Annotated in this window: 23 protein-coding genes; 12 read left to right on the top strand and 11 right to left on the bottom strand. The window is 63.5% G+C overall.

Translation table 11 applies throughout. The features are described from left to right. The first annotated feature begins 84 nt into the window (after positions 1 to 84). Positions 85 to 1,365: an O-acetylhomoserine aminocarboxypropyltransferase gene (locus RFN28_RS21265; protein ID WP_320289185.1), complete on the top strand. Its 1,281-nt coding sequence runs from the start codon at positions 85 to 87 to the stop codon at positions 1,363 to 1,365. 4 nt (positions 1,366 to 1,369) lie between these two features. Then, positions 1,370 to 1,714 (top strand): cupin domain-containing protein, encoded by a 345-nt coding sequence (locus RFN28_RS21260; protein WP_320289184.1) that lies wholly within the window; start codon positions 1,370 to 1,372, stop codon positions 1,712 to 1,714. A 254-nt stretch (positions 1,715 to 1,968) separates the two neighbouring features. Here the strand turns inward: RFN28_RS21260 and RFN28_RS21255 are convergent, their stop codons facing one another. Continuing rightward, positions 1,969 to 3,207: a cytochrome P450 gene (locus RFN28_RS21255; RefSeq protein WP_320289183.1), complete on the bottom strand. Its 1,239-nt coding sequence runs from the start codon at positions 3,205 to 3,207 to the stop codon at positions 1,969 to 1,971. A 109-nt stretch (positions 3,208 to 3,316) separates the two neighbouring features. Next, positions 3,317 to 4,039, bottom strand: a complete 723-nt coding sequence (locus RFN28_RS21250) for a hypothetical protein (RefSeq protein WP_320289182.1) — start codon at positions 4,037 to 4,039, stop codon at positions 3,317 to 3,319. A gap of 117 nt (positions 4,040 to 4,156) precedes the next feature. On the opposite strand from RFN28_RS21250, the gene RFN28_RS21245 reads away from it, so the two are divergent. Further along, positions 4,157 to 4,492 carry a DUF6949 family protein gene (locus RFN28_RS21245; protein WP_430678533.1) on the top strand — a complete coding sequence of 112 codons (336 nt, stop codon included), beginning with the start codon at positions 4,157 to 4,159 and terminating at the stop codon, positions 4,490 to 4,492. A gap of 20 nt (positions 4,493 to 4,512) precedes the next feature. After that, positions 4,513 to 5,040, top strand: coding sequence for a gamma carbonic anhydrase family protein (locus tag RFN28_RS21240; protein ID WP_320289180.1), 528 nt, complete (start codon positions 4,513 to 4,515; stop codon positions 5,038 to 5,040). Positions 5,041 to 5,084: 44 nt separating this feature from the next. On the opposite strand, the gene RFN28_RS21235 is transcribed toward RFN28_RS21240, so the two are convergent. From RFN28_RS21235 to RFN28_RS21220, 4 genes are all read right to left on the bottom strand, one after another. Then, on the bottom strand, positions 5,085 to 5,633 hold the full coding sequence (locus RFN28_RS21235) for an ankyrin repeat domain-containing protein (protein ID WP_320289179.1): 549 nt from the start codon (positions 5,631 to 5,633) through the stop codon (positions 5,085 to 5,087). Between the two features lie 191 nt (positions 5,634 to 5,824). Next, complete coding sequence (locus RFN28_RS21230; RefSeq protein WP_320289178.1) at positions 5,825 to 6,430, bottom strand: transglutaminase-like cysteine peptidase; 606 nt, start codon at positions 6,428 to 6,430, stop codon at positions 5,825 to 5,827. Between the two features lie 266 nt (positions 6,431 to 6,696). Next, positions 6,697 to 7,311 carry a PilZ domain-containing protein gene (locus RFN28_RS21225; RefSeq protein ID WP_320289177.1) on the bottom strand — a complete coding sequence of 205 codons (615 nt, stop codon included), beginning with the start codon at positions 7,309 to 7,311 and terminating at the stop codon, positions 6,697 to 6,699. 174 nt (positions 7,312 to 7,485) lie between these two features. Continuing rightward, the gene (locus RFN28_RS21220; protein WP_320289176.1) at positions 7,486 to 8,124 is read right to left on the bottom strand and encodes a PAS domain-containing protein; all 639 of its coding nucleotides are present in this window, start codon (positions 8,122 to 8,124) and stop codon (positions 7,486 to 7,488) included. Between the two features lie 413 nt (positions 8,125 to 8,537). Between RFN28_RS21220 and RFN28_RS21215 the strand changes: the two genes are divergently transcribed. Together RFN28_RS21215 and RFN28_RS21210 are read left to right on the top strand one after the other, a co-directional pair. Beyond that, positions 8,538 to 9,272, top strand: a complete 735-nt coding sequence (locus RFN28_RS21215; protein WP_320289175.1) for a rhomboid family intramembrane serine protease — start codon at positions 8,538 to 8,540, stop codon at positions 9,270 to 9,272. Between the two features lie 209 nt (positions 9,273 to 9,481). Further along, positions 9,482 to 9,913, top strand: coding sequence for a CBS domain-containing protein (locus RFN28_RS21210; RefSeq protein WP_320289174.1), 432 nt, complete (start codon positions 9,482 to 9,484; stop codon positions 9,911 to 9,913). 24 nt (positions 9,914 to 9,937) lie between these two features. Here RFN28_RS21210 and RFN28_RS21205 read toward each other — a convergent pair whose 3' ends face one another. Next, positions 9,938 to 10,246 carry a DUF6455 family protein gene (locus tag RFN28_RS21205; protein WP_320289173.1) on the bottom strand — a complete coding sequence of 103 codons (309 nt, stop codon included), beginning with the start codon at positions 10,244 to 10,246 and terminating at the stop codon, positions 9,938 to 9,940. Positions 10,247 to 10,379: 133 nt separating this feature from the next. On the opposite strand from RFN28_RS21205, the gene gatB reads away from it, so the two are divergent. The 3 genes from gatB to RFN28_RS21190 all read left to right on the top strand — a co-directional run bounded on the left by gatB (position 10,380) and on the right by RFN28_RS21190 (position 13,195). Next, the gene (gene gatB / locus RFN28_RS21200) at positions 10,380 to 11,882 is read left to right on the top strand and encodes an Asp-tRNA(Asn)/Glu-tRNA(Gln) amidotransferase subunit GatB (protein WP_320289172.1); all 1,503 of its coding nucleotides are present in this window, start codon (positions 10,380 to 10,382) and stop codon (positions 11,880 to 11,882) included. Position 11,883: 1 nt separating this feature from the next. Beyond that, positions 11,884 to 12,372 (top strand): GNAT family N-acetyltransferase, encoded by a 489-nt coding sequence (locus tag RFN28_RS21195; protein WP_320289171.1) that lies wholly within the window; start codon positions 11,884 to 11,886, stop codon positions 12,370 to 12,372. A 124-nt stretch (positions 12,373 to 12,496) separates the two neighbouring features. After that, positions 12,497 to 13,195, top strand: coding sequence for an AIM24 family protein (locus tag RFN28_RS21190; protein WP_320289170.1), 699 nt, complete (start codon positions 12,497 to 12,499; stop codon positions 13,193 to 13,195). A gap of 18 nt (positions 13,196 to 13,213) precedes the next feature. On the opposite strand, the gene panC is transcribed toward RFN28_RS21190, so the two are convergent. Then, the gene (gene panC / locus RFN28_RS21185) at positions 13,214 to 14,065 is read right to left on the bottom strand and encodes a pantoate--beta-alanine ligase (RefSeq protein ID WP_320289169.1); all 852 of its coding nucleotides are present in this window, start codon (positions 14,063 to 14,065) and stop codon (positions 13,214 to 13,216) included. Beyond that, entirely contained in the window at positions 14,062 to 14,901 is an 840-nt protein-coding gene (panB, locus tag RFN28_RS21180) for a 3-methyl-2-oxobutanoate hydroxymethyltransferase (RefSeq protein WP_320289168.1), read from the bottom strand. Before panB ends, panC begins: the two co-directional genes overlap by 4 nt. A gap of 225 nt (positions 14,902 to 15,126) precedes the next feature. Between panB and RFN28_RS21175 the strand changes: the two genes are divergently transcribed. From RFN28_RS21175 to RFN28_RS21165, 3 genes are all read left to right on the top strand, one after another. After that, positions 15,127 to 15,525, top strand: a complete 399-nt coding sequence (locus RFN28_RS21175) for an NADH:ubiquinone oxidoreductase subunit NDUFA12 (protein WP_126094167.1) — start codon at positions 15,127 to 15,129, stop codon at positions 15,523 to 15,525. Between the two features lie 118 nt (positions 15,526 to 15,643). Beyond that, positions 15,644 to 16,231 carry a DUF2155 domain-containing protein gene (locus tag RFN28_RS21170; RefSeq protein ID WP_320289167.1) on the top strand — a complete coding sequence of 196 codons (588 nt, stop codon included), beginning with the start codon at positions 15,644 to 15,646 and terminating at the stop codon, positions 16,229 to 16,231. A 65-nt stretch (positions 16,232 to 16,296) separates the two neighbouring features. After that, positions 16,297 to 16,683 (top strand): hypothetical protein, encoded by a 387-nt coding sequence (locus RFN28_RS21165; protein WP_320289166.1) that lies wholly within the window; start codon positions 16,297 to 16,299, stop codon positions 16,681 to 16,683. Between the two features lie 11 nt (positions 16,684 to 16,694). Here RFN28_RS21165 and aat read toward each other — a convergent pair whose 3' ends face one another. Both aat and accC read right to left on the bottom strand, forming a co-directional pair. Further along, on the bottom strand, positions 16,695 to 17,312 hold the full coding sequence (gene aat, locus RFN28_RS21160) for a leucyl/phenylalanyl-tRNA--protein transferase (RefSeq protein WP_320289165.1): 618 nt from the start codon (positions 17,310 to 17,312) through the stop codon (positions 16,695 to 16,697). A gap of 72 nt (positions 17,313 to 17,384) precedes the next feature. After that, positions 17,385 to 18,743, bottom strand: coding sequence for an acetyl-CoA carboxylase biotin carboxylase subunit (accC, locus tag RFN28_RS21155; protein WP_320289164.1), 1,359 nt, complete (start codon positions 18,741 to 18,743; stop codon positions 17,385 to 17,387).

Raw genomic sequence — 18,743 nt, 5'->3', positions numbered from 1 at the left:
AGGTATTTTCTTCTTTGCATTCCCAGCCGGGCTTCGCCAAGAATGCCCGGCGATTTTCGCTGGATCACCAAGAGGGAGGTTTCCGTGACCCGTACGCCCGGTTTCAACACGCTCGCCGTTCATGCCGGCGCCAAGCCGGATCCGGCGACGGGCGCGCGCGCCACGCCGATCTACCAGACCACCTCCTATGTCTTCGATGACGCCGACCATGCCGCCTCGCTGTTCGGGCTGAAGGCCTTCGGCAACATCTACACCCGCATCATGAACCCGACGCAGGCGGTTCTGGAAGAACGCCTTGCGGCGCTCGAGGGCGGCACCGCGGGGCTCGCCGTCGCTTCCGGCCACGCCGCGCAGGTGATCGTCTTCCACAATCTGATGCAGCCGGGTGACAATTTCGTATCTGCCACAAAGCTTTATGGCGGCTCCATCAACCAATTCGGCCATGCCTTCAAGAATTATGGCTGGGAGGTGCGCTGGGCCGACACCAATGACCCGTCGACCTTCGAAAGCCAGATCGACGACAAGACCAAGGCGATCTTCATCGAGAGCCTCGCCAATCCGGGCGGCATCTTCGTCGACATCGAGAAGATCGGCGATATTGCCCGCAGGCACGGCCTGCCGTTGATCGTCGACAACACGCTGGCCTCGCCCTATCTGGTGCGACCGATCGAGCATGGCGCAGACATCGTGGTGCATTCGCTGACCAAGTTCATCGGCGGCCACGGCAATTCGATCGGCGGCGCCATCATCGACGGCGGCACTTTCGACTGGTCGAAGTCGGGCAAATATCCGATGCTGTCCGAGCCGCGCCCCGAATATGGCGGCCTCGTCCTGCACGAGACCTTCGGCAACTTCGCCTTCGCCATTGCCGCCCGCGTGCTCGGTCTGCGCGACCTCGGCCCGGCGATCTCGCCCTTCAACGCCTTCCTGATTCTTACCGGCCTCGAAACGCTGCCGCTGCGCATGCAGCGCCATTGCGACAACGCGGTGAGCGTCGCCGCCTGGCTTTCGAACCATCCGAAAGTCGCGTGGGTGAACTATCCCGGACTGCCGAGCGACAAGAACAATGCGCTGCAGAAGAAATACTCGCCGCAGGGCGCCGGCGCCGTGTTCACCTTCGGCCTCAAGGGCGGCTATGAGGCCGGCGTGAAATTCGTGGAGGCGCTGGAGCTCTTCTCGCACCTTGCCAATGTCGGAGACACCAAGTCGCTGGTCATCCATCCGGCCTCGACCACGCACCGCCAGCTTTCCGACGAGCAGAAGATCAAGGCCGGCGCAGGACCGGATACGGTCCGGCTGTCGGTCGGCATCGAGGACGTCAATGACATCGTCGCCGATCTGGAACAGGCGCTGAGCAAGGTCTGATTTGATGTCGGCCTTCCTTGCCGTAAATATCGAAAGCGTGGAACCGGAGGCCGGCGCGCCGGCCCCGGACCGCATCATCTCCGGCGATCCGAAATTCCGCACCTGGAATATCGAGGAGCGCGATGGCGGCCTCTATGCCGGCATCTGGGAAGCGACGCCCGGCAAGTGGCGCATCGTCTACGACGAATGGGAGTTCTGCCACATCCTGGCGGGGGTCTCGGTGATCGCCGAAGACGGCGGCGAGGCGCGCACGGTCAAGGCCGGCGACAGTTTCGTGCTGAGGCCGGGCTTCAAGGGCACCTGGGAGGTGCTCGAGACGACGCGCAAGGAATATGTGATCAAGCTTTGAACGGGCTTCCGGCTACCGTGCCTCGGCATGTTCGGGCTGTCGAGTCGCTTATCATTTCGTCATCCACGGGCTGAGCAAGGAGCGTAGCGACGCAGCGCAGACCCGAGGATCCTGCCGTGACGTTAAGGCGTCGCAACGGTGCAGAATTCTGCTCCGCTGCACCATACGGCCAAGGTCACGGCATGGATCCTTGGGTCTTCGCTCCGCTTCGCGTCGCTTTCGCCCAAGGATGACGAAGTTCGGACGGCTTCAGCTCAAAACGCGACCGCAAGCCTCTCCAATCCATGGAAATGATAGCTGTCGCGAAAGCGTGGCTCCTCAGCCAGCCGCAGCCTTGGCAGCCGATCGAACAGTGTTTTCAGCGACACCTGCAGCTCGAGCCGCGCCAGCGGTGCGCCGATGCAGAAATGGATGCCGGCGCCGAAGGAGACGTTCTTCTGATCGGTGCGGGTCGGATTGAACGTCTCGGGTTCGACAAACGCCAAGGGGTCATGATTGGCCATGCCGAGCAGCAGCGCCACCATCTCGCCGGGCTTGACCAAAATGCCCGGCGCCACTTCGATTTCCTCATAGGCATAACGGAGGAACATGTGCAGCGGCGCATCATAGCGCAGGCATTCCTCGACCGTCGCGGCGTTTGCTTCCGGCGTTTCGAAGAAGCGGCGCGGATCGCCACCCTGCGCCAGGATCGTGCGCACCGCATTGCCGGCCTGATGCACGGTCGCCTCATGGCCGGCGTTGAGCAAAAGGATCGCCGAGGAAACCAGTTCGTCCTCGGAGAGTTTCTGGCCGTTGTCCTGGGCTTCGATCAGCAGCGAAAGCAGATCGTCGCCGGGCTTCCTGCGCCGCTCCGTGATATAGCCGCGCAGGAAGTCCGAAAAATCACGCGCTGCGCGGTTCGCCGTCTCCTCTGTCTCACGCGTGCGGCCATGCATGTACATGGCGACCATCTGATGCGACCAGTCGAGCAGTTGCGGCCCCATCTCGACCGGAACGCCGAGCATTTCGGCGATGATGGTGATGGGCAATGGCGAGGCGTAGGTGGGCAGAAGGTCGACGCCGCCCGGCGCAAAACGGTCGATCAGCTCATTCGCCAGGGCCTCGATGCGCGGCCGAAGCCGCTCGACCTGGCGCGAGACGAAGGCGCGATTGACCAGCGTCCGCAGCCTCGTGTGCACCGGCGGCTCGAGCTCCAGCATGGAATTCGCCTCGATCGCGTCGAAAGCGGTCAGATGCGAGCGGTCGTCGCCGATGCCGCGGCTATCGGGAATGCTGGCCGGGTTCTGGCGGCCGAAACGGCGGTCGCGCAGCAGGCGGTTGACGTCGTCGAAGCCGCCAAAGCACCAGAAGCCGTAGTCTTCCCAGAAGAATGCGTTCGAGGCGCCATGCACAAAGGCATAGGCCTCATACGGATTCTGCACGAAGGCCGGCTCATGCGGGTCGAGCCGAAGTCGGCGGCTGGCGGAATCGAAAGCGAGATAGGCTGGCGTCATGCATGACCAATAGCGCGCCTTGTCGGCACGATGCCAGACCGTATCTTGGCGCCATCGTGCCGAGGCGTTGAGCCACGCAAGCCGTTGGCGGCGCGCACGGCGCCGCGTTTCAATGTCCCGTCTTCAGGATGCCGGCCACCTTGGCGGCGATCGCGGCGTCGAGCGCCTGCCAGTTCCCGAGAAGCTCGCGCGGAAAACGGTAGGTGAGGCTGAGATCATCGCCGACCTGGATATCGCGCTCGCAGGGCGCCAGTGATTCCTCGGCGCTCGGCCCGCTCAGGCAACGGGCGACGAACGGGTCCTTGCCCGGCCGGTCGGCAACCGCCAGCACCTCGTTGAGATAGCCCGATTTCTCCGTGAAACCATAAAGCGTCGTGCCGCCCGGACCTGGCCTGCCGGGCTTGACGATCAAGGCGCTGTAGATCGGCGTGAAGCGGCCGCTCATGTCGCGCGACATCATCCGCGGCTCGAACGACAGGAAGATGATCTTCTTGACTGTCGCGTGGTTGAAGTCGTCGCGCGCCGCGGTGCTGTAGCCGTCCATTTCGGGATAGCGCAGATAAAGGTCGAGGCGTGAGGCGATGCTGTCGCGCCTGGCCTGATCGAAACGGATGAAGTTGGCGGGCACGCTGATCACATTGTTGCCGATGACGGCATGGCGCACCGTCGTGTCGTCGGTGTAGCCGGCCATGGCAATCGACCGGCCCAGCCATTTGCCGCCGACGCTGGTTGCCACTGAAAGCAGGGCCAGCGCTGCGAAGGCGTAGAACACCCGCTTCATCAAGGTCGAGTCGACGACTTCGAATTCCTCGGCGGCTGCTGCCTCTCTCATCGCGATCCCCGATCCGCTCACCTGTCCTCAGGTGGCACAGCTCGCGCGGCACGGCTCTTGCAGCGCGTCGGCACGACTGTGCGGTCTCATGGTAAACGGTTGGTAAAGATGGATCCCGTGTTGCTCCCTCTCTACGCTTTTGCAGTCGGCCTGACGGCCTGCGGCCTTGCTGGCTCGGCCATGGAGATTATCTGCGGCCGCCAACTTGCCTTCGCCGAACCCTATGTATCGCCCGCCCACATCCTGCGTTCGCTTGCGGCGACCGCCTGCGCCGGGCCGTTCATGCTGACCAACGATGCGCTCGCCGCCAGGCGCGAGGGGCGCATCGGCACGATGGCGCTGCTTTCGTGCGGCTGCACGGCTATGGCCTGGGCACTGGCACTCGGCGTCGTGCTGATCACCATTGCGTCTTGGGCGACCGGTCTCCTAGGCTCGGCCGAATTCTTGGCTTGAGACGAATCGGAGACAAAAAAATGCCGATCTATGCGATCGATGGGAAAGCGCCTCAGTTCGAGGATGCCGAAACCAATTGGGTGGCGCCCGACGCCACGCTGATCGGCGATATCAGGATAGGCCGCAATGCCGGCTTCTGGTTCGGCGTCGTCATCCGCGGCGACAACGAGCCGATCATTATCGGCGCCGACACGAATGTGCAGGAACATACGGTCATGCACACCGATCCTGGCTTTCCGCTCACCATCGGGCAAGGCTGCACGATTGGTCATCGGGCCCTGCTGCATGGCTGCATGATCGGCGATAACAGCCTGATCGGCATGGGCGCCATCGTGCTCAACGGCGCGAAGATAGGCAAGAATTCGCTTGTCGGCGCCGGAGCCCTGGTGACGGAAAACAAGAGCTTCCCGGACAATTCGCTGATCGTCGGCTCGCCCGCCAAGGTGATACGGGCGCTGGACGACGCGGCAATCGCCAGGTTGCGCGTCTCGGCCGCGCATTATGTCGCCAACGGCAAGCGCTTCAAGGCCGGATTGACGGAGGCCTGAGACCGATGTGGGGCTGGCGCTGCGCGCCACAGCTTGCCGTCGACTTAGCCGCGCCGGGATAGCGCGTCGAGCAGCAGCGACGCCCCCGCCTCAAAGCCGGCTTGCTCCGCGCCCTCGAGGGCTGTCTCGTAGTCGTCGATGCTGGTTCGGAGCGACGGATCCCCGCCCGATGCCAGCAGCAGGCGGACCGCCTCGGCGTCGCGCCGCGACACGGCATAGTGCAGTGGGGTCCAGTCGTTCACGCCGCGCATGTTCGGATCGGCGCCATGCTCGACAAGGATCCGGACGATCTCCAGCCGGTCCGGCCGCTCGGTCGACAGCGCCGCGATGATCGAAGGAAAACCGGCATGATCCTCATAGTTTGGGTTCGAGCCGGCATCGAGCAAGGTTGCGATGAGAGCGATCGGGCTCCAGTAGATCGCGTATTCCAGCGGATGGCCAAGGCCGAGCTCGAACGGCATCCTCTCGTCGAACCAGCGCGCGGAGCCACCCAGCGCCTTGCCGAGTGCCTCGAAGTCGCCCGCCTTGAAGGCGTCGTCTATGGCCTTGAAAAGCAGGTGGCGCTCGCAGCGATCGTCAGGGATTTCCAGCATCGCCTTCTATCCGCGATGAACGAGCCATATTGCGCCCATCTGCCCCGATCAGGAAGGCCTGCCAGCGAGCGATCGAAGTGGGCGCTTCCAGCCTGAAAAGGCGGAGCCGGCCCGGGGACAGGGCCGGCTCCTAAAACCCGGTCGTTGGGGACGGGGAGGGTGGGGACTCGACCGGGTTTTTGGGTTGCGCCCTAGCGGACGCTGGCGACCGCGTCCTCGCGGCCGTCGTTGATCGAAACCCAAACGCCGGAATTCTCGGTCGATTGGCGTTTGAGGTAGGTGTAGACCGTGTCGTTCCAGGCGAGCACTTTCGGCTCGAGATTGTCGAGGATGAACTCGCCGAGGCTGGTGCGCACCGTCAGCACTGCATGGCCGTCGCCGTTCGGCTGGCGCACCACCGTCATCAGCAGGTCGCCGGCGGGGACACCGGCGACCATCAGCTCGCGTCGCTTCTCCAGCGCATAGTCCTCGCAGTCGCCAAAGCCGTTGTCGGGGTAGGCCCAGTATTCCTCGACCCCGTAGATCTCCATGTCGGTGCGCGGTTTGACGCGGGTGTTCACCGCATTGTTGATGGTGATCATCGTCGCCCACAGCTTGCGCGTCAGCTCGACCGGTGACCCTTTCGGCGTCTTCTCGTTGCATTCGACCGCAATGCGCTGACAGAATTCATAGTGGCCGACCGGCTGGGTGGTCCGTCCGCCCGTATGCATGAACACCGGTCCCGCGCTTGCCGCTCCCCAGGCGGAAAGCTGCATCGCCATTGCCAAGAGCAACAGCTTGCCCCTCATCATTTTCATTGTGGTAGTCTCCCCGTTTGATGGAGACTGTGCCACGTTGGGATTTATTTGACGCAAAAACGCGTAGTAGTTATTGAGTAAAACGCCCGTAGAATAAATATAAAATTTGAACTATTTCGATCTGGGAAATGGTGAGATTTGGTCCGGCGCTGCCCCGCTTTTCCTGGCGTTTCGCCATGCCGCCTGGCTGCGAAAGGACGCCGACCCGGTCAGTAAAAAACCGGCCGCTGACGGCCGGCTGGTCCTTGCTTCGAATGTGGCGACGGTCAGGACCGCGGCGTGTTGAATTCCTGGTCCAATGTTTCCGGCCGCTGAATGACGGCGAATTCGATGGCGACGCCGTCCTCGAAATGGCGCACCACCTGGCCGCGCATCGTTCCCAGCATGACCTGCACGCCGATCGCCGGCTTCACATCGATCTCGATCGCCGCGCCGGAGAGCGACAGGTCGATGATGCGGCACTGATACTGGCGCCCGTCGGTGAGCTGCAGCACGCTCAGCGGATTGCGCGGCGCGACACGCTCGTGGCGGCGGTCTTCCGGCAGGTCCAGCTCATGCTTGTTGGCAAGCCAGGTAAGCTGCGCGGCAAGCTTGTCCTTCTTGCGTTCGGAAGCGATGACGGTCATTGCGAAACCGTCCTGCGAGGTCCGCGTCACGATGCCTTCGATGCGGCCGATATGGTCGATGTAGGCGATGACCTTTTCACCCGGCGCGCCGACGCGGTCGGTGCGCAGGGCGACATTGCCGGGCGACATGTCGATCACCTGGCACGGATGCTCGGTGCGATCCTCCAGCATGAAGCGCCCGTAGATCTTGACCCGGACGCGCTGAAAATTGCGCCGCTCCGCTCGGGACGGCGCGTATTCCGCCGCTGACCTCATGACTGGCTACACCCCGTTGGCATTCCGCGCGACGATGCGAGGAATTTCACCGGAAAAGCTACAGCAAACCAGGTTAACAAAGGGGAAAAATCGGCCGCAAATGGCTTCGGGTCGGAGCCCGCTCGGGCGCAAAAAGTCAGGTCCGATCGGGGCAAAATTACCCCGAAATTTACCTCACTCGTTGCGCCCGCCGTCGAAGACAACGAGGTGCCGGATCCGGCGCACGCGGCCGAGTGCCGATATGGTCTCCGGCGCGTCGAATTCCGTCGGCACCAGCGAAGGAACGTCGATCGCGGGCCGGTTCTTCAGGAACATCGGTTCCTTGTCGGGATCGATGACCCGGATCGCATCGATGAGCGCATCGCCGAGCGGATCGGCGCCCAGCCAGAACGGTCTTTCCACGGCGCTGATGATGCCGAGGCAGCGCGGGTTCTCGACGCCGCCGTCGAGCGGCAGCGCCAACAGTTCGAACTTGTTGGCACGGCCGTTCCGGCTGAAGCCCTCATAGTTCATCAGCAGCACCGATTTCTGGTCGAAGACGCCGTGGATCAGCCGCGACACCAGCCGCTGGTCCCTCTCGCGCCAGAGCGAAGGGAAGGAGAAGCCCTTGAGCTCGCGCCCGTAACAGGCGCAGAGCCTTGTGCCGGCCAGCCGGAATACGGCTTCGCCGCGAGTATCGCGCTCCAGGATGAACGTGTCCGCCAAAAGCGTCTTGATGTCCGCCGGCTCGACTTCCGAGCGTTTCGGGGCAGGGCGGCCATCACGCAGCTGGTTCCAATATTGGAACAGCGTGATTGATCCGTTCTGATTCATTTGCATTCCGCTCCGCGCAATCTGTCTTTTTTGTTGTCCCATCGGCGAACAGACAGGGCGCCCTCCGATGACCTTCATGCGGTGCGGAGCAGGATGCGTGCCAGTATCGTTAACGTTTGTGCACGGGTCGGGGTCGTTAAGGTTAACAAGTGGTTTACATTGCGCGTCGGCAGGGGCTGTGGCACATCGAAAACCACTCCAAAACGGTCGTTTCGCAACGATCGGCAGCACTTCAGTCACGAGTTTACGGGGAGCAGGGGACTCGACCGGCCGTTCAGGGGAACCCTGGACGGCTTTCTTTTTGATTCGCGCCTATCCGATTCGGGGCTGTGGCGATTCGCGGTTTGTGATTCGATCGAGCGTGAACTACATGCTCGCGCGAAACTCGAGTCTTCAGCAAACCGCAAGGGCGCATGAGAGAACCGGAAAGCCCCACAGAAACTGAACCGCAGCCGGACGAGGCACCTGAGCCGCGCCGCGAGCCGGTCTTCAACCTGCCGCCGGTGGTGCTGGCGGTGATCGGGATTTGCGTCACCGTCCATCTGGTGCGGGTTTATTTGCTCACCGACGACCAGGACTTTGCCCTGCTCGTTCGCACGGCCTTCGTCCCGATTCGCTATTCCGGCCGCTACGACCTTGATTTTTATGCCTTTTCTAGCCCTTTCACCTATGCCTTCCTGCATGGCGGCGCGGCGCATCTGCTGATCAACATGGTGTGGCTTGCGGCTTTCGGCTCGCCGCTGGCAAACCGTTTCGGTGCGCTGCGTTTCGCCCTGTTCTTCGCGGCAACGGGACTCGCATCCGTGGCCTTGTTCTGGGCGCTCCACCCGCTCGGCGAGATGCCGCTGGTCGGCGCTTCGGGCGCGATCTCGGGCATGATGGGGGCGGCGGCGCGCTACGGCTTCCGCATCGACCGCTCGTCCGGCAGGGCGGCCTTCGCCGGCCAGCCGTTGCCGATCGCGATCGTGCTGCGCTCGCGCGGCGTCATGACATTTCTCGGCGTATGGATGGTGATCAACCTCGCCACCGGCCTGCTCGGCTTCGCGCCGGGTATCGATGGCCAGATCGCCTGGGAAGCCCATATCGGCGGTTTTGTCGCCGGCTTTTTCGGCCTGCGCTTTTTCGACCGCCCCATGCCTGCCGAGTAGCCCGGCATCATACTTGAAATGCAACCAATCACGGCGCACGATGTTGCCATGCGTGTCGCCCAAAAGTGCCTAGCGGTTTTGGGAGAACGACATGCATCAAAATACAGAACCTAAAGCGCGCCGCGACGCGCTTTAGGCAGCCCAGCGTCTTCCGTAGGGCGCTGGGACCGGTACGGCAGGAGCCGGCGAGCAAGGCTGAGGAGGACGCCATGACGGTTAAGGCAATTCTTGAAAACAAGGGCCATGACGTGTTCACGCTCGGGCCCAACGAAAAGCTGAGCGAAGCCATCCGGATTCTGACCGAGCACAGGGTCGGCGCGCTTGTCATCACCAACGGCGACCGCAAGATCGTCGGCATCCTCTCCGAGCGCGACATCGTGCGGGTGTTGGCCAGGGAGGGCGCGGCCGCGCTCGATATTCCGGTGCGTTCGGCCATGACGCCGAAGGTCAAGATCTGCAACGAGAACCACACGGTCAACGAGGTCATGGAGATCATGACGAAGGGTCGCTTCCGCCATCTGCCGGTGGAGAAGAACGGCATGCTCGACGGGATCGTGTCGATCGGCGACGTGGTCAAGCGCCGCATCGAGGATGTGGAGCGCGAGGCCGAGGAGATCCGGGCCTATATCGCTACGGCATAGCCGCAGCCCGCCTGCTCGTTCTTCCTAGCGATGGCCGGCCGCGTGCTGGAGGCGCGCGATGAGGTCGGCGTTGCGACAATATTCCGGCGGGGCGTCGGCTTGTTCGTGGCTGTCGAGCCAGGTCGAGCATTCGGCCTGATGCCCGCAGGAACGGCAGCGGTCGACGGCTCGATTGATGACGGCGACTTGGTCCGGAATGATTTTGAGTTGCCGCTCAACGCCCATCTTCTGCATCATTCGCCCCATCAGCGAGGTCTTGACGTCGATCGGAAGCAGATAGTCCAGAAAATTCATTTCGGTCACGCTCCTGCCTTTTCCGGCAATCTCGTCCAAGGCGGCAGGCACATGCATTGATCTCGGTCAACAGATGGACTCCCTTGCCAGCCCGAGCCGATTGATCTAGCGAACGGTTGACATCCTGCGCCGCCGGAGCGTGGGAATTCGACCAACCAGCATCTGGATTGCCATGAGCATCATCGATACCCGCACGCCCGACCCGAAACGCCTGATCTCCGGCGCCACCGGCGACTGGGAAATCATCATCGGGCTCGAAGTGCATGCGCAAGTGACGTCCGAGGCAAAGCTCTTCTCCGGTGCCTCGACCTCTTTCGGCGCGTCGCCCAACGCCAATGTCAGCCTGGTCGATGCGGCGATGCCCGGCATGCTGCCGGTGATCAACGAGGAATGCGTCAAGCAGGCGATCCGCACCGGGCTCGGGCTGAAGGCCACGATCAACCACAAGTCGGTCTTCGACCGGAAGAACTACTTCTATCCGGATCTGCCGCAGGGCTACCAGATCTCGCAGTACAAGCAGCCGATCGTCGGCGAGGGCAAGGTGATTGTCTCGGTCGGTCCGGACCGGCAGGGCGAGTTCGAGGACATCGAGGTCGGCATCGAGCGCCTGCATCTGGAACAGGATGCCGGCAAGTCGATGCACGACCAGCATCCGACCATGTCCCATGTCGACCTCAACCGCTCCGGCGTGGCGCTGATGGAGATAGTCTCCAAGCCTGACATGCGCTCTGCCGACGAGGCCAAGGCCTATGTCAGCAAGCTGCGCACCATCATGCGCTATCTCGGCACCTGCGACGGCAACATGGACGAGGGCTCCCTGCGCGCCGACGTCAACGTCTCGGTGCGCCGTCCGGGCGGCGCCTTCGGCACGCGCTGCGAGATCAAGAACGTCAACTCGATCCGCTTCATCGGCCAGGCCATCGAGTCCGAGGCACGCCGGCAGATCGCCATCCTGGAAGACGGCGGCGCGATCGAGCAGGAGACGCGCCTGTTCGACCCGATCAAGGGCGAGACGCGCTCGATGCGCTCCAAGGAGGAGGCGCATGACTACCGCTACTTCCCGGATCCGGACCTTCTGCCGCTGGAATTCGACCAGGCCTATGTCGATGATTTGGCGCAGCATCTGCCGGAACTGCCCGACGACAAGAAGGCGCGGCTGATCGGCTCGCTGGGCCTGTCGACCTATGACGCCTCGGTGCTGGTGTCGGAAAAGCCGATCGCCGACTATTTCGAGAAGGTGGCGGCCGGACGCGACGGCAAGCTTGCCGCCAACTGGGTCATCAACGACCTGTTGGGAGCGCTCAACAAGGCGGGCAAAGATATTGAAAATGCTCCAGTTTCTCCCGATCAGCTCGGTGCCGTCATCGACCTGATCAAGGAAGGCACGATCTCCGGCAAGATCGCCAAGGATCTGTTCGAGATCGTCTGGAACGAGGGCGGCGATCCGCGCCAGCTCGTCGAGAGCCGCGGCATGAAGCAGGTCACCGACACCGGCGCCATCGAGAAGGCGGTCGACGAGGTTATCGCCGCAAACCCGGACAAGGCCGAGCAGGCGCGCGCCAAGCCGACCATGGCCGGCTGGTTCGTTGGCCAGGTGATGAAGGCGACCGGCGGCAAGGCAAACCCGCAGGCGGTCAACGAGCTGGTCAAGGCCAAGCTCGGCATCGAGGGCTAGCATGTTCGTGCGGACGGCGAGCGAACGCGATCTCGCCGCCGTCCGTGCGTTGCTCGTCGAGACCTGGCACGCAACCTACGATGCCATCTACGGCGCTGGCCGAGTCACCGAAATCTCCGACGACTGGCATTCGATCGCCTCGCTGAGATCGCGGCTGACGCGCCCCAGTTCGGAATTCCTGGTGGCCGACGACGGCAAGCGCATCGGCGGCATGGCTTTCGCTTCCGCCACCACGGACCCGAAGATCGTTCTGCTGAACCAGCTCTACGTGCATCCGGATTGTCAGCGGCAGGGGGTCGGCCAGTCGCTGCTCGACGAGATCGAGGCCAGCTTCCCGGAAGCGCGCACGCTGCGCCTGGAGGTGGAAGAGGCGAATGCTCCGGCGGTCGCCTTCTACGAGGCGAACGGCTTCCGGCCTGCCGGCAGGACCGCCGATTGCGGCGGCGGTTCGGGAATACCCGCGCTCATCCTTGAGAAGCGGCTGGGGTAGCCCCGAGGGTAGCCAAACATCGCGCGGTTTTGATTTGATTGCGCCGATCGGCGCGATCAAGGCTGTCCCCGCGGCGCAAGCACTCGCCACAAGGCAGGTGCGCCGCTCGCCGAGGGGGACTTCCATGCAAAGCTTGCCGGAACTGATGCCGACCGAGGTGTCGGATGAGACTTTCGGCGGCGTGACCTATCACGTCGCCGGAGAACTGGTGCCCGTGCTTTCGGTCGACGTGAGCAGGATGCCGGTCTATTTCGAGCACCACATCCTGCTCTGGAAGCATTCGACCGTCACCATCGGGCTGAAATCGCTGCGCGGCGCGCTGAAGCGCATGATGGCCGGCATGCAGGTCTTCGTCACCGAGGCATCGGGCCCGGGCGTCATTGCCTTCAGCCGCGACGGCCCGGGCCATATCGTGCCGATCCACCTTCACCGCGGCGAGGAGATCCAGGTGCGCGAACACCAGTTTCTCGCCGCCACTGCCAGCGTCGACTATACCTTCGAGCGCGTGCGCGGACTGGCGACGATGCTCTTCGGCCAGAGCGGCTTCTTCATCGATCGCTTCCGCGGCGAAACCGGCGACGGCATCGTCTGGCTGCACGGTTACGGCAATGTCTTCGAGAAGGTGCTTGCCGCCGGCGAGACCATCGATGTCGAGCCCGGCGGCTGGCTGTTCAAGGATGCCTCGGTCAAGATGGAGACCCGGATCGATCGTCTCTCCAGCGGCTTCTTCGGCGCCAATGTCAACTTCGTCGTCAACCGTTTCACCGGGCCGGGCCGCGTCGGCATCCAGTCGATGTATCTGCACATGCCGTCGGAGGAGTGATCGATCGAAAGAACGCGATTAGGCGCGGGGAATCTCCACGTTGTCGATCAGCCTGGTCGTGCCGAGCCAGACCGCCGCGAGCAGCCGGCCGTCGCGGTCGCGCCGCCACGGGGCGAGCGTGACCGCCTCGCGCGCGGCGACGTAATCGACCTTTCGAAAGCCTGCCCTCACGAGCGCATCCGTGGCAGCGCTCGTGGAACTGGTCTCATTGGCCCCCGAGGCGAGTTCCGCCGCGGTTTGGCGCAGAACCGCATTCAGCTTGCGCGCCACGTCGAGCTCGGCCTCGCTGAGATAGGCGTTGCGCGACGACATGGCGAGGCCGTGCGAGTCGCGCACCGTCGGCGCGTCGATGATCTCGACCGGGAGGTTGAGATCGCGGCAGAGTTGCCTGACGACGCAAAGCTGCTGGTAGTCCTTCTCGCCAAACACCGCGCAATCGGGCGCCGCCTGCAGGAAAAGCTTGGTCACCACCGTGGCGACGCCGTCGAAGAAGGCCGGCCTGAAATCTGTTTCCAGACCGGAGGAGGGGCCGCCGACCGAGATTTTGGTGGCAAAGCCGGCCGGATACATTTCCGCGACGGTCGGCGTGAAGGCGAGATGTGCGCCTGCCTCCCGCAGCCTGTCGAGATCGCGGGCCAGTTGGCGCGGATATTTGTCCAGGTCCTCGGTCGGCGCAAACTGCGCCGGATTGACGAAGATCGAGACGAGGCAACGCTCGGCGCGCTCGAGCGCGGTCCTGACCAGCGAGATGTGGCCGTCATGGAGGGCGCCCATGGTCGGCACCATGGCGACCCTGAGGCCGGTCTGTCGCCATTCGCGGATCTGTGCGCGAAGGGCCGCAACGCTGTCGACAATGATTGGCCCGCTCATGCTTTGTCCTTGCCCGATGCCGCCGAGAAGACGTGGTCCGGTCCCGGAAATGCGCGGCTGCGCACCTCGGCGGCGTAACGCGACGCCGCATCCGAAATGGTATCGCGCAGCTTTGCGTATTCCTTGACGAATTTCGGAACGCGATCGACGGTCATGCCGATCATGTCGTCGATGACCAGGATCTGGCCGTCGCAGTCGCCGCTGGCGCCGATGCCGATGGTCGGAATCGAGACATGGCGCGTGAGGTCGGAGGCCACCGCCTCCACCGTGCCTTCGATGACGACCGAGAAGGCGCCGGCTTTTTCGACCGCTTCGGCGTCGCGAAAAAGCGCGGCAATGTTATCCCTGGTCCGGCCCTTGATCTTGTAGCCGCCGTCCTTCTCCACGGACTGCGGCTGCAGACCGATATGGCCCATCACAGGGATGCCCTCGGCGACGATTGCCGCGATCTGCGCGGCCATGTCGACGCCGCCCTCGAGCTTCACCGCCTGGCAGCCGGTTTCGCCGACAATGCGTCTGGCCGAGACAACGGCCTCCGCCGCCGAGGCCTCGTAGCTGCCCGCCGGCATGTCGACGACGACACAAGCCCTGGTCGAGCCGCGCATCACCGCTTGCCCATGTGTGATCATCATGTCGAGCGAGGCACCGAGCGTCGTGGCGTGGCCATGCAGCACCATGGCGACGCTGTCGCCGACCAGAAGCAAGTCGACATGTGGATCGAGCATGCGTGCTATCGGATAAGTATAGGCGGTGAGGCAGACGATCGGCACGCCGCCCTTGCGCCGGCGAATGTCTTCGGCGCCGATCCGATTGCCGGTGGACCGTTCTGGGGCCAATCCTCACCTCCCTCAACCGGCGCGGGCCGGGCGCCCGCCTTGCGGGCGTGCGAGCTTTAGGAACACAGGCGGCGCTTGGCAAGCCGAGGTGGCGACATCTCCGCGCGTGTATCGATTTAGCGCACGAAGCATTTACATCGCCGGGCGCGGCAAAGCCCTTGCCTTCGCGATGACCTGACGCCATAAGCAGGAAACGGCGCGGCCGCTGCCGCCACGAGGATCTGGATGAAGACTTTCCTGCTGCAGTTTTTCACCTGGTGGAACAGCCAGACGCTGGGCACACGCTTCCACACCTGGCGCTTCGGCAAGAAGGTCGGCGAGGACGAGGCCGGCAACGTCTATTACGAAGGCGGCATCGATTCGGAAGGCCGCACCCGCCGCTGGGTCATCTATCGCGACTATTCCGAGGCCTCGAAGATCCCGCCGGGCTGGCATGGCTGGATGCATCACCGCGTCGACACGCCGCCTTCGAGCGAAAGCTATAAGGCTCGAGAGTGGCAGAAGCCGCACCGGCCGAACCTGACCGGGACGCCCGGCGCCTATCGCCCGCAGGGTTCCATCCTGACCAACCAGCACCGCCCGCAGGTGACCGGCGACTACGACGCCTGGACGCCCGGTTCGTAAACGCGCTCTTCGGTCCTTTGTCGCCACAATTGGCGTTTAGCTGCTTGCTGATATCGCAGCCATGACTAGCCTTGGGCGATTGAGAGAATCACCCGGGCGCAACCACCGGTATCCTTGCATGAGTCGACTCTCGACGGGATTGTTCGCGGCAGCTTCCGTTCTGGCCGCTTCGACGGCGGTGCTCGCTGCCCCGCAGACGCCGGCGGCGCCGCCAGTCTCCGAGCGCATCACCAACCCGGTCGCCGAGTTTGCCGGCATCGACAAGATCACCGGCCGCATCATCACCTTCGACGTCTATATCGACGAGACGGTGCAGTTCGGCGCTCTGCAGGTGACGCCGCGCGTCTGCTATTCGCGGCCCGAGACCGAGCAGCCGAAGACCGATTCCTTCGTCGAGGTCGACGAGATCACGCTGGACCGCAAGATCCGCCGCATCTTCACCGGCTGGATGTTCGCCGAAAGCCCCGGCCTCAACGCCGTCGAGCACGCCGTCTATGACATTTGGCTGAAAGGCTGCAAGCAGAAGTCGGACGTGCCGCCGCCGACCGCCACAAAGGCCGATACGGCCAAGCCGAAGACGAATGCCGCCAAGCCGAAGGCGCCGGCGCAGGAGCAACCGGCCGAAACTGCGCCCGACTCCACCGGCGCGGCCCCGAACACTGGCGACACCAACACGGGCGAGACCAACACCACGGATACCAACTGATCGTTTCGGAACCTGCCCGCCTGTTGCCCGTTCCAATCGGGCGACAGGCTCAGGAGGATTCCGCGATGAGCACGACGTGGCCAATCACCGTCAACAAGCAAGAACTGCTCGATCTCGAGAAAGGGTTCTGGACGGGCGATTCCGATTATTTCGCGGCCAATGCCGACACAGAATGTCTGGTAGCCTTCCCAGGGATGGCGCAGGCGATGACCAACGCCGAACTGGCCAAGACCGCGAGCAAGCCCAATCGCTGGCGCGACCTCGTCATCAAGCTGAAAGGCATGGTGGAACCCGGCAGCGATATCGTCATGCTGACCTACGAGGCCCGCGCCACGCGGGAAAACGGCCAGCCTTATGCAGCTCTCGTCAGCACTGGCTATGTCCATCGCGCCGACGGCTGGAAGATGATGTTCCATGCTCAGACGCCGATCGAGACATCGAGCGACGACTGACCCCCCTGACGTCAGGGATAAAACGTCGCCTCGCCCTTCAGGGCCTCGGCCAGCATCTTCTCGTAGCGGCTGCGCGGCACGTCGATGGCACCGAAGCGCTTGAGGTGCTCGGTGGTGAACTGTGTGTCGAGGAGCGCGAAGCGGCGCTCGTTCAGCCGCTCGACGAGATAATAGAGGCAGGTCTTCGAGGCGTCGGTTTCCCTGGCGAACATGCTTTCGCCGAAGAACACGCGCCCGAGCGATACGCCATAGAGCCCGCCGACCAACCGGCCTTCGCGCCACGCTTCGACCGAATGGCAGTGGCCCAGCCGGTTGAGCTCGACATAGGCTTCGCGGATCGGCGCGTTGATCCAGGTCGAGCGGCGCTCGTCGCGCTTCTCAGCGCAGCCGTCGATGGTCGCCTCGAAGTCGAAATCGTAGCGGATATCGAAGGGGTGCTTGCGGATCGTCTTTTTCAGGCTGCGCGGGGTGTGGAAACCGTCGAGCGGGATGATGCCGCGCGTTTCCGGCCGTACCCAGAACACTTCCGGGTCATTCGCGCTCTCGGCCATCGGGAACACACCAGAGGCATAAGCCTTCAGCAGAAGGTCGGTCGGGATGCGATAGCCGGGCGCGTAGGGACGAGTCATTCCAGCATTATAACTGCAAGACCCTCATGAATGTCGCCCAAAAGTGCACAAAGCGCGTCGCCGGAATCCGCTTCAGCGCGCCGCGCTTGAATCCTCCTTGGCCAAATATTTCTCGAGCCAGTGGATGTCATAGTCGCCATTGGCGATATCGGCATTGCCGACCAGGTCGCGGAACAGCGGCAGCGTCGTCTTGATGCCGTCGACGACGAATTCGTCGAGCGCGCGCCTCAGCCGCATCATGCATTCGACCCGGTTGCGCCCGTGCACGATCAGCTTGCCGATCAGGCTGTCGTAATAGGGCGGGATCCTGTAGCCGGAATAGACGCCGGAGTCGACGCGAATGCCGAGACCGCCGGGCGTGTGGAAATGCGTGATCGTGCCTGGCGACGGCGTGAAGGTGCGCGGGTCCTCGGCGTTGATGCGGCACTCGATGGCGTGGCCGGTGAACTTGATGTCTTCCTGCCTGACCGACAGCCCGGCGCCCGAGGCGACGCGGATCTGCTCATGCACCAAATCGATGCCGGTGATTGCTTCCGTCACCGGATGCTCGACCTGCAGGCGGGTGTTCATCTCGATGAAATAGAACTCGCCGTTCTCGTAGAGGAATTCGATGGTGCCGGCGCCGGAATAGCCGAGATCGGCGATAGCCCTGGCGCAGATGCCGCCGATGCGCGAGCGCTCCTCGGTGTTGAGGGCGGGAGAGTTCGCTTCCTCCCACACCTTCTGGTGGCGGCGCTGCAGCGAGCAGTCGCGCTCGCCGAAATGCACGCCATGGCCGGCGCCGTCGCCGAACACCTGCACTTCGATATGGCGCGGTTTTTCCAGAAATTTCTCGATATAGACGGCGTCGTCGCCGAAGGCGGCGCCCGCTTCCGACTTTGCCGTATGCAGCGCCACTTCGAGGTCGGCTTCCGCGCGCGCCACCTTCATGCCGCGGCCGCCGCCGCCGGCTGACGCCTTGATGATCACCGGATAGCCGATCTCCGCGGCGATGCGTTTTGCTTCCTTCTCGTCGCTGACCGCGCCGTCGGAACCCGGCACGACCGGGATGCCGAGGCGCTTTGCCGTGCGCTTGGCCTCGATCTTGTCGCCCATGATTCGGATATGGTCGCCCGACGGGCCGATGAAGGTGATGTTGTGGGCGGCCAGGATGTCGGCGAACTTGGCGTTCTCCGACAGGAAGCCGTAGCCCGGATGCACCGCGTCGGCGCCGGTGATCTCGCAGGCGGCGACGATCTGGTGGATGTTGAGATAGCTTTCGCGCGACGGCGGTGGGCCGATGCAGACGCTCTCGTCGGCAAGCCGCACATGCATGGCGTCGGAGTCGGCCGTCGAATGGACCACCACGGTCTGGATGCCGAGCTCCTTGCAGGCGCGCAGCACCCGAAGGGCGATTTCGCCGCGATTGGCGATGAGGATCTTCTGGAACAT

The sequence above is a fragment of the Mesorhizobium album genome, assembly GCF_033977205.1.
Lineage (GTDB): Bacteria > Pseudomonadota > Alphaproteobacteria > Rhizobiales > Rhizobiaceae > Mesorhizobium > Mesorhizobium album.
Note: the sequence above shows the minus strand (reverse complement) of the source record. Positions and strands in the feature narration are given on the sequence as shown.